Source organism: uncultured Gimesia sp., assembly GCF_937910335.1.
Taxonomy (GTDB): Bacteria; Planctomycetota; Planctomycetia; order Planctomycetales; family Planctomycetaceae; genus Gimesia.
Map to the genome: position 1 here is coordinate 1 of NZ_CALEMX010000103.1, position 9,501 is coordinate 9,501.

Genomic DNA, 9,501 nt, shown 5'->3' on the forward strand with positions numbered 1-9,501 from the left:
CCGTATAGATAAAAGGCTGTGCCCGAAAGGCAAGCCAGGAGCAGAAACAGGATGGGAGGAATATAGGAATATTTTTGGCTCATTGAATTGACTCCAACAGAGTCTGGCTGGGAACAACCAATCGATCGTCGGGATGCTGTTGTATCATTTGTTGTAATAACGCAGCTGCCCTTTCAGGATCACCTGATTCCAGCAGGATCCGGGCTTTCGCGTACTGTGTCTCACTGTCAGTAGTTGAAAGGAGATTGATGGCAGCTTCCCAGTTTCCCCGTGCATAATTCTCAATCGCTTTTTCAAATGTGTCGGGAAACTGTTGCGATTCTGCGAGATCTCTAATGATCGGCCCTGTCAGATCTAAAGCACGATCATATTCTTCTGCTGTTTTATTATAAGTCAGCAATCTTAAATCGCTGGGATTTCCTGTGTCCAATTTTTCCTGATAGGCCAGTTCTTGCTGGCAGAGTTGAAATTCTCTCATCACTTCTGGCGTATGGTAGTCTTGCAATAAAGGGCGCAGAACCCGCAAAGCGGCAGTGTAAAGTTTCATGGCACGAAATGTTTTCGCCTGTAGCAATGCGGACTTCATGTTCGGGTCACCGGTTATGATACCCCACCAGTCGGAACATTCAGGAGTACCAGAGGGAGAGGGCAGTGAAAAGATCCATTGGCCGCGGTTCAGAAAATCTTTGACGGGTAACAACTTTACAATTAAAGGGCTGCTTAAAATTTCGCCGGACCAGCCAAACGGTAAAACTGAGGCATCGACAGACATTGGCTGCCAACGGCTGTTGATCAACGCGCGGATTGTTTTTGAATCTCCATTAGGGACTAACAGCAATTGGCAATTTCTGTTTTTTAATCGAATCCACCAGCCTCCCCAGCTTCCATTTGATCGGGGTTTTTGAAATTCCCAACCATTGGATAATTCCTGATTCAGCGAAAGTTCTTCAAATAGTCTCCCTTGCAGTAGCGCTTGCCTGAGCGTTCTGACAGGTCTGATTTTACGATCTGGTTTAATCCAGCTTAGCATACCCGTGGAAGCAATACCCATACAATGCCCTGTTCCTTCATAGTCGATGGGGCCTATTGTCTGGTTCAACAAAGTGATATCTAATTCCGGTGCAATTCCCCAGCCTAATCTTTGTGATTGTCCGGGCAAAACACCTGATGCGGCTTTCCAGCTCAAAAACAGAATCCCCAGAATTAAAAATAATCGTCCCAGTGCCGGGGGGACGTTTTGTTTGAGATTGAGAAAATTAATAGGGACTTGTTTGCTTAGCATGCAATGCCCTAAAAGGAGAGTTATGCCGATGATGCAGGGGGGTAAACTGTCATAGTTCATCCAGCCGGGAATGGCAAAGACGAGAAATGCGACTGTTTCAATCCAACTGGTTGAATATAAGATCAGAAACAGGGCAGTCCCTATCGTCATGACGCCGAGGCTGATGACTTCGATTGTGGCACCATTCTGAAATGTGGGATGCCAGACGGTCAAGGCAAGAAGTTGATTGTCATAAAATAAAACCGGCAAAATTTGAATCAGTGAATCGTAGGGAGTATACCATCCGCGGGGAGTGATCATTAGCGCGATGAATGAAGTTAGAATGAGCAGACTCAACTTTTTGCGACGTTGAACATTTTGCTTCTGATTTCCAGGCAGGCAGGGAATGATTACAACAACTGCCAGTCCCAACAGGCAGAGCGGAGAACTATTGGCCCAGAGAACCAGCAAAAACAAGATCGATAGTATTTTCTTTCTGTCTGGTTCACGGCTCCATCGTTCTGTCAAAATCCACGTCAGGTAAAAAAACCAACAATCAAGCAGCCGGGGTGTTGGTTGCCAGCCAGTATTTGCGGCCATCAAAGCGAGCACAACGATGAAAAATGAGATCCAGTTTAACTGTTCTTCAAATCGTTTCAGCAAAAAATAGAGGAGTAATCCTACTGCGACGAATTTTAATAGCATCAGTCCCGAAAATCCTGCCAGTTGATAGGTCAGGTAAAACGGGAGTCCTCCCAGCCAGTCTGCTTCCGCGACAGGTGTTCCTGCGGTTAAAATTAGGCCCGGCGGAGCCAAGTCAGATGTCACAACTCTTCCACGACTCAGTTGCCACCAGATTTCTGAAGTGGAGACAGGGGTCAGAACAAAGCTTACTGTTAGAATGAGCAGGAGAAATCTGCGTAGTCGCCAGTCATTCGTTGATAATTCTTGTTCCGTCATGTGGCGCAGTACTGTGAATGGATCCTATGCAGGAAAGGTTGCTATTAATGCGAAAGTTGTGCCATCTGCATTTATTATATCTCCATGAGTGAGGTATGAATATGCTTGTTTTTATGCAAGCTGCAGAGAATTGATGATTCTCGCGTGATGAGCGCTTGCGTTAAGTGCTCTTGAAATACTGTATGACACATAATTATGCATCAAATAGAAAAGCCCGGTCGATTAAACGACCGGGCTACGGGGAAATTATTTTAAACAGAAATCAATGACATTTTATTTCGCCAGTTTTTTGATCTCATCGCTCGACAAAACGCGATCAAAAATGGCGATTTCATCCAGACGACCTTCCCAGTTCGACTGGTTATCCGTTCGACCTCCGAGGAAGAGCTGTTCCAGTAGTGGTCCTTCAGTTCCGGGAGCCGATTTGATTTCAATTTCGGGTTTGCCATTCAGATAAACTTTCACCATTTGTCCATTGCGTACTAAAGTGACCTGATTCCAGGTCCAGCGTTTGACGGCAGTTTTGCCGGCGTGCAGTTTGCGATCGGTTCCGTTCATGTAAACCAGTTTTCCGGGGAATTGCGTTCCTCCGACGCCCAAGTGGTCGCCATAAGCGGCGAGTCCATTGTTGGGACCTTGAGAAAACATCCAGCCGCTGATTTCCCGGGCATCGAGAGGAATTCCGTTCCAGATCCAGAGTGAGACAGAATACTTATCTTTCAGATCATTGACGCGTGCCTGCAATCGATTCCCGGCAAAGTGGACGGCTCTGTTAGTTTCATCTGGCGAGCAGAACGCTTTGGAACGGGGGCCTTCCAGGAAGTAGGCAATCGCGGGTTCATAAAATGCATCGCGCTGATTTCCAGATGAGTCTTTTGCACGGGGGCCGATAAACTCATCCAGACGCCAATAAGCGGCTGGCTTCATGGAAAGAATGGTGGTCACGGCATGACCACTATATTGCTGATAATTTTTTCGAGGTTGGTTAGATACCTTTTCGAGTAATTCCAAATCCGACTCTACAATTTTGGGTTCGGCCATGACTTCCAGTCCAGCGGAACGGGCAGCCCAGGTGTTATAGCCTCCCAGCAAATGCTGCTCTGGTGGCGGAATATAACCGTCTCCTCCATTGGCAAGTTCGATCACCATCGTTTTGCTTAACGGGCTCTGCAGCTTCAGTTTTAATCCGGTTAACGCATAGGTTTCATTTGGTGTTGTTGTAATGGCGATATCGCCAATTCGAAGTGCCTGCGTGACGACTTCCGTTGACTGTCTTTCGTGTAGGATAATTTGCTCGAGAGCATAAACTTCCTCGCTTGTCTTGGGAAGGCGATCACCTATTTCTTTTACAATGCGGTGTGCCCATTCCAGGAGTTGTTTAGTGGGTACACGATAATTGAGCTGCAGTCGATTTTCGGCCATTTCAATATCGGCGTCCTTGCGATATTTGATATTTTTGTAAACATCAGCAGTGATATTGATCAGTCCCTGTGAATATTCTTTAATGTCATCTGTAAACGCCCATTGATCACGAGGTTTTGTGTAATCACGACGATAAATATCTCCGCTGCAGCCGTGTGACATGATAGCTACAAACTGTGGCGCATCTTTTCCAACTGTTTTACCAAGCTGTTTCTGTAAGCCGTTGCAGTACAAACCGAAATAATCGGCACTCAAGTCACGGTCACCAAAATAGTGCATTGAGAAATTTGCCAGCAGTGCGATCGGACGTCCATCCAAAGCCTGGAACGAAATTAGAGATAGATCAGGATCTTCCGGGCCCGATTCACCGATGACATTATCCCAATTTGCACCAGCGTGCATGGTGGCTCGCACGGTGGGATTGCCGAACGGGTCATTGGAGATACGATCAGGTCGTTTGATCCAACGTCTAAGTGCAGTGAATTTTGCTGCATTTCCAACACCCCAGCCTACCTGAGCCGGTTCGAGATTTGCTTCGGCTTTTACGATGGCATCGACGAGTTTTCCTCTGAGGTAGGGAACGTAGTCTGGATCAGCGTTTGTTCCCAGGCATGCCAGGCTGGAAGGTGCGGTGTGTGTATGTGTGGCAGAGATCAACATATGGTCGGCTCGGATTTTAGTCCGTAACGCTGCCAGCTTCTTGACTTCATCTAATACCGGGCGGGCTAACATGCAGCTGTCGACCACGACAATTGCCAGACGTTCTTCACCATCGGCGACGACAATCGCGCGGGCATTGACTTTCGTGTTGACCTTAGTGACGGATCGGCTGGTCATGCTGCCGTTGACGAGTACCGGAAATTTGGTGGGAGTGACGTCAACGATCGTCGCACCAACTTTGAGTTCCGCGTATGCTTGAGTGGGAAGAAAAATAATGAGGCAGGAGAGCAGGAGGGAGGCAAAAATCGGTTTCATACGATCAGATCCTTTTTGAATGTCAGCCAGCTTTGGGTTTTTAAAATTATCTCTGGTCTATTGAATATAACTACTCACAAAACAGAAAGAAATGGAGATAATTAAAGTTCTTTATAAAAAAGAACGGCCTTTTTCAAATTGAAATTCTGCGAAAGCGCAATCTGAAATGATATCGAAGAGTATTACTTGATGTGACAATCCTGAATGAACTTTACGATTCTCGTAAATCTTCAGAGTCGATGTAGATCGATTTGAGGAAGTGTGGATTGCAAATCGCCAGGAAAACCAGATCATCCTGGCCGATATTGGTGATGCGCTGGTCGATCATGGGGGGAATGCGAACGACATCTCCCGGGAAAACTTCAACTGGATCATGATCGCCGACTTCGACCTTTCCTGTGCCCGAGAGCATGATGTAGCGTTCAAACGTATCTTTCAATCGATGAAAGCGGGTGGTTCTGCCGGGTTCCACACGTGCGCGTGCGATGGAGACTTCGGGGTCGACGTCTGCTTGAGACATTTCGAGAATATAGCAGCCTTCTTCAAAGTAGTATTCGTTCTCTTCCTGGGGGCGGGTGACATGTTCCATGCTGTCAGTTCCTTAAGAGAAGGGGGGCTTCGGGATGTTGTGGGATAAAAAATGCGTGTACTTGAATTCAAAAAATGAGTACGTGTAGAGCGAAGATCGAAATCAATGGTTTCCTGATGCGAAAAGAATCAAGTCAACTCTGACAAAATGCCATCGCCGCAGAAATTTGGATTTCCAAAGGTTTTCACTCGGTGTCCCATGCCGTGTGCTAAGGACATTAAGAATCGATTGTGTGGAATGTTTTTAAACTGAAGTGACTGTCCCATTTTGAAGTCCAGGCCTTTACCTACGAGTACAAGAGGAACATCGTTTAAAGTGTGAGAGTTCCCTTTGCCCAACTCGTTTGTCCAGACGACGAGCGTGTTATCCAGCAGTGTTCCTTCTCCGTTAGGCTCGGGTGTTTTATCCAGTTTGTCAACCAGATACGCTAGCTGCTCACAGAACCATTTATTGATTTTGGTCAGTTTGTCCTGTGCGTCCTGATCTTTATCCGGTTTATGAGACAGGGAGTGGTGCCCATCATTAATGCCGAGCCACTTCATGCGAGCTTGTCCTACCGAGTTGGTGTACTGTAAAGTAGCGACACGGGCCATATCATTCGCCAGGCTGTTGACCATCAGATCAATCTGCATTTTGCTGGTGACAGGCATATTATCGTTATCATTTTTGATGCCGATTTCCTGAATGGGCACTTCCACGCTCAGCTTTTGTTTCTTGCCTGCTTTGAGTTCGCGTTCCATTTCACGAACATATGATTCGTGTTCTTCTAGAAGTTGCCGGTCCTCACGACTTAATTTCGTACGAACTTTTTTCAGGTCTTCTCTTACATCATCCAAGATGCTGGCTAGACTTTTCTGGTCTTTCATTCTCCCATAAATTTTTTCGAACATTTGATAAGGATCATCAATCGGGGCAATTGGTTTGTTGGAACCGGCGTAGACCATGCGCGTCCAGGGGTCGGCACGATCGGGAACATTGACGCCAAACTCGAGCGAGCCGAATCGTGTGCGTGTTTCAGGTTGACTTTGTAGAAAGCGTTTGATTTCCTGATCAACGGAGTGGCCACTGGCCCAGCCAGCGGGTGTGTGCGAACCGCCCTGGATATTCCCGGGTAATAATTCAATGCCCGTCAACAGGCAACTCATGCCTCGCATATGGCTGTCGCCATCTCCTCGAACCCGGTCTGCAATTCCTTTGATGACCAGCATCTGATCCTGATACGGTTTCAGAGGCTGCATGGATTCTTTGAGTTCGAACTTATTCCCCACTTCATCGGGCCAATAAGTTTTGGGCACGATGCCATTGGGGCTGAACATTACAATCAGACGCTGTTTGCGAATACGTGTATCAGCGGCCAGGCCGAGACTCGGTAAATGCATTACCAGTGGCAAGACAGCCGTTGAGAGCCCCAGCTCTTTTAAGAATGCTCTTCTGGATTGAAATGACATATGATAGCTCTTTCTCAGGAATGCGGTTGGTGCAAGGTGGCAACCAGCATGATCTCGATCAATAGTTGTTGAATATTATAACCGGAATTTTCAAATTGGGTGGTTAATTTATCACGGATATTTTCGCCATAGGCATTTATGGGCTGTTTGACAGCCTGATGGAAAAGCTGGTCTACAAACGCAGCATGGGCGTGCCTGTCATTGGCAATGTATTTTGCCAGATCGAGGGCACCATTGAAATTCACGGTTTCACCAGTGGTTGAAACCAGGACAGTAGCGGCATTTATGGGTTTTTGGACTTCTTGTTCTCTATATCGTCCAATCGCATCAAAGTGCTCCAAACTAAAACCAAGAGGATTGATGATGTTGTGACATGACATGCAGGCCGCCGGTTTTGTGATTAAGGTGACTTTTTCGCGTGTTGACATGCCTGGTTTAAAATTGGCATCTTTAAACTCGGTCGCTTGTGGTGGCGGTTTTAAAGTTCGTCCCAGTAAGCGACGCGTGACAAACACTCCACGGTGAATGGGAGAACTTAAATCATGGTAAGCGAAGTTGGCCATCAGGTACGGGTGTGTGATTACACCGGCGCGTTTATTTTTATCGAGGGTCACTTTCTGGAAATCCGGACCAGCGGGTAGTTTGACCTGATAAACTTTAGCCAGTCGTTCATTTAGATAAACATAGTCAGCTAGTAGTAACTGGCGATAATCAGAGGCACTATTCCAGACAACATCATCGAGGAACAGATCAAGCGAAGTGCGCAAATCAGCGACAACCAGTTCGTCAAAATCCGGAAATAGCGTTTTGTCTTTGGCTAGTTCCTCTTTTTCATCTAATTGTAACCAGTGATGAAAGAAGTAACGGATTTTGGATTTTGCACGCGGATCTTTAAGCATGCGTTCGGCCTGACGTCTGACCTGATCGGGTGTCTTCAGTCGTCCTGATTTTGCAGCCTCAAAGAGTTGCTTGTCGGGCATGGAATCCCATAAGCCGTAAGAGAGCCGGGAAGCGATTGTGTTGGCATCGACCGATTTATACTCGCTGTCCAGATAAAGGAACCGGGGTGATTTTAATACCAGCAGAATGATGCGTTTGACGGCTAACTCAATATTTGATTCCTGTTGAAAATGTTGCGCGACAAAAAAAGTTTTCTCATCCTGGGTAAGTGGACGCCGAAATGCCAGTTGGGCAAAATACTGACAGAAACGTTTGATTTTTTCAGTGCGATTTTTGTCGTCCTTTTTTACCCCCGCCAGCCGATCCAGATGCTTGATGACTAACGTCATGATTTCGAGGGCAGCAGTTGTGTTTGCTTCATCCCAGGATTTGGAGACAGCGCTGCCGCGCTCGTAACCAGAGACGCTGTCATCGGCTGGAAAGTTGGTGGAACTGATGAACGTGCCCGGAACCTGTTGCGGAACCAGATTACGCTGCGGGATGATTTCCTGTGCTTTATGTGGTGGCTTCCACTCTAGAATGACAGATGATGATTTGTCTTTGTATTTGAATAGATGCAAGCGTAACGTATAAGGCTTGCCTCCTAGTAATCGGATGGTGGCGCGATGTTCTTTGGGGCTTCCCTGGGAACTGACCCATTCATCGATAATCGGATCTGTTTTATTAACCCATAAACGTGCCCCGTTTTCTGTTTTCAGGATAAATTCATAATCGCCGGTTTCTTCAGCGAGAACGGAGCCTTCCCATTTGATGGAAAATTCTTCTGCATTGGTAATCTTCTCTACGGGTTTTTTGGTTCCAAACTGGAAGTTCACAAGGGGATCAATTTGCTTTAAAACTCTTTTGTCTCTACGCATATTTCGGCTATTGTAATACTCTGCGCTGAGCCCCCGCTCTGTGTTCGTAACTTTGGCGTTTCCCAGGAAATATGACATCAGGTCGGCTGTTGTGCATAGATACTGACGCACGGTTAAGTGTGATAATTGTACACGCGCGGTATCAGTGGCGGCCCCTGAGTGATTTGTATAGAACCGATTGAATACATATAACGCCACCTGTTCTGCCTGTTTGCCCTGGCAGAGTTCCGGATCTTCTTCCGGCATCGTTTCTTCAATGAGTGTGGTCAGTTCTGCCAGACTTTTTCTGCCGTGAAAAGGATTGGCTTTATCTGTTACACCCTGACCTTTGGCTGCGTGGCACTCGATACACATTTTCTGGTAAATCTGTTTTCCCGCGAGCGGTTTTGGTTCTGCAGCGTTCACCGTGATCTGAAAGCCCAGGAAGTAAAGGCAGCCGATGAGACTAAGCGATGCTAGTCGAAACCGAAACAGGCCATGCTTTAGACTGGAGCTCATATTTCTCATCACATTAATCAGACAGGAAAAACAGGTGGGAATTGACAGTGCTCTTCCGGTGGAGGGTAACTCATCTTGATGGCTTACTGTGCGGCGAAGTTCATCGCGCCAAAGTTCATCAATGGAATGTTATAATTTTATTGCGGTCAGATTGCTGAGTCAAGCAGGTCGTGTTTTCACAAGCCCTGTTATTTTATGAACTTAGTTAAGGAACCGGGGGCAGTGAAGCAGTGTTTTTTCGGCCTCATTCAGATCTACGTTAATTGGGTCTGATAGGGCGTTTCAGAAAAAGAATGGTCCCCGGAACAGCCATAGAAAAACTGTGAGATGCAGAGGGAAGTGCGTTAGATCTGGCGCAAGGGAATCGAGTAGAGAATTAGAGTCAGGTTAAATGAGTTTATTTGGAAACGAGATTAAAATCTGCTTGATTCGATCCATTTTTAACTTCGAATTTGAGTACCGATTTCACATTATAGATCAATGGTACTTTCTTCTCAAACGAGATGATTCGGACAAAGTGATTACCGATCG

Annotated in this window: 5 protein-coding genes; all 5 read right to left on the reverse strand. The window is 46.5% G+C overall.

Annotation, left to right across the window (positions count from 1 at the left end):
* Positions 1-79: 79 nt before the first annotated feature.
* Positions 80-2,089: a tetratricopeptide repeat protein gene (locus Q0668_RS04110; protein ID WP_298860207.1), complete on the reverse strand. Its 2,010-nt coding sequence runs from the start codon at positions 2,087-2,089 to the stop codon at positions 80-82.
* 405 nt (positions 2,090-2,494) lie between these two features.
* Positions 2,495-4,618, reverse strand: coding sequence for a neutral/alkaline non-lysosomal ceramidase N-terminal domain-containing protein (locus Q0668_RS04115; protein WP_298860209.1), 2,124 nt, complete (start codon positions 4,616-4,618; stop codon positions 2,495-2,497).
* 211 nt (positions 4,619-4,829) lie between these two features.
* Positions 4,830-5,207: a cupin domain-containing protein gene (locus Q0668_RS04120; RefSeq protein WP_298860211.1), complete on the reverse strand. Its 378-nt coding sequence runs from the start codon at positions 5,205-5,207 to the stop codon at positions 4,830-4,832.
* A gap of 128 nt (positions 5,208-5,335) precedes the next feature.
* Positions 5,336-6,655 (reverse strand): DUF1552 domain-containing protein, encoded by a 1,320-nt coding sequence (locus Q0668_RS04125; protein WP_298860213.1) that lies wholly within the window; start codon positions 6,653-6,655, stop codon positions 5,336-5,338.
* Positions 6,656-6,669: 14 nt separating this feature from the next.
* Positions 6,670-8,970 (reverse strand): DUF1592 domain-containing protein, encoded by a 2,301-nt coding sequence (locus tag Q0668_RS04130; protein WP_298860215.1) that lies wholly within the window; start codon positions 8,968-8,970, stop codon positions 6,670-6,672.
* Between the last annotated feature and the right edge of the window lie 531 nt (positions 8,971-9,501).

Excerpts from the sequence above, each read along its gene's own strand:
- Q0668_RS04115 (WP_298860209.1), bottom strand. The coding sequence starts at position 4,618 with ATGAAACCGATTTTTGCCTCCCTCCTGCTCTCCTGCCTCATTATTTTT.
- Q0668_RS04120 (WP_298860211.1), bottom strand. The coding sequence starts at position 5,207 with ATGGAACATGTCACCCGCCCCCAGGAAGAGAACGAATACTACTTTGAA.
- Q0668_RS04125 (WP_298860213.1), bottom strand. The coding sequence starts at position 6,655 with ATGTCATTTCAATCCAGAAGAGCATTCTTAAAAGAGCTGGGGCTCTCA.
- Q0668_RS04130 (WP_298860215.1), bottom strand. The coding sequence starts at position 8,970 with ATGAGCTCCAGTCTAAAGCATGGCCTGTTTCGGTTTCGACTAGCATCG.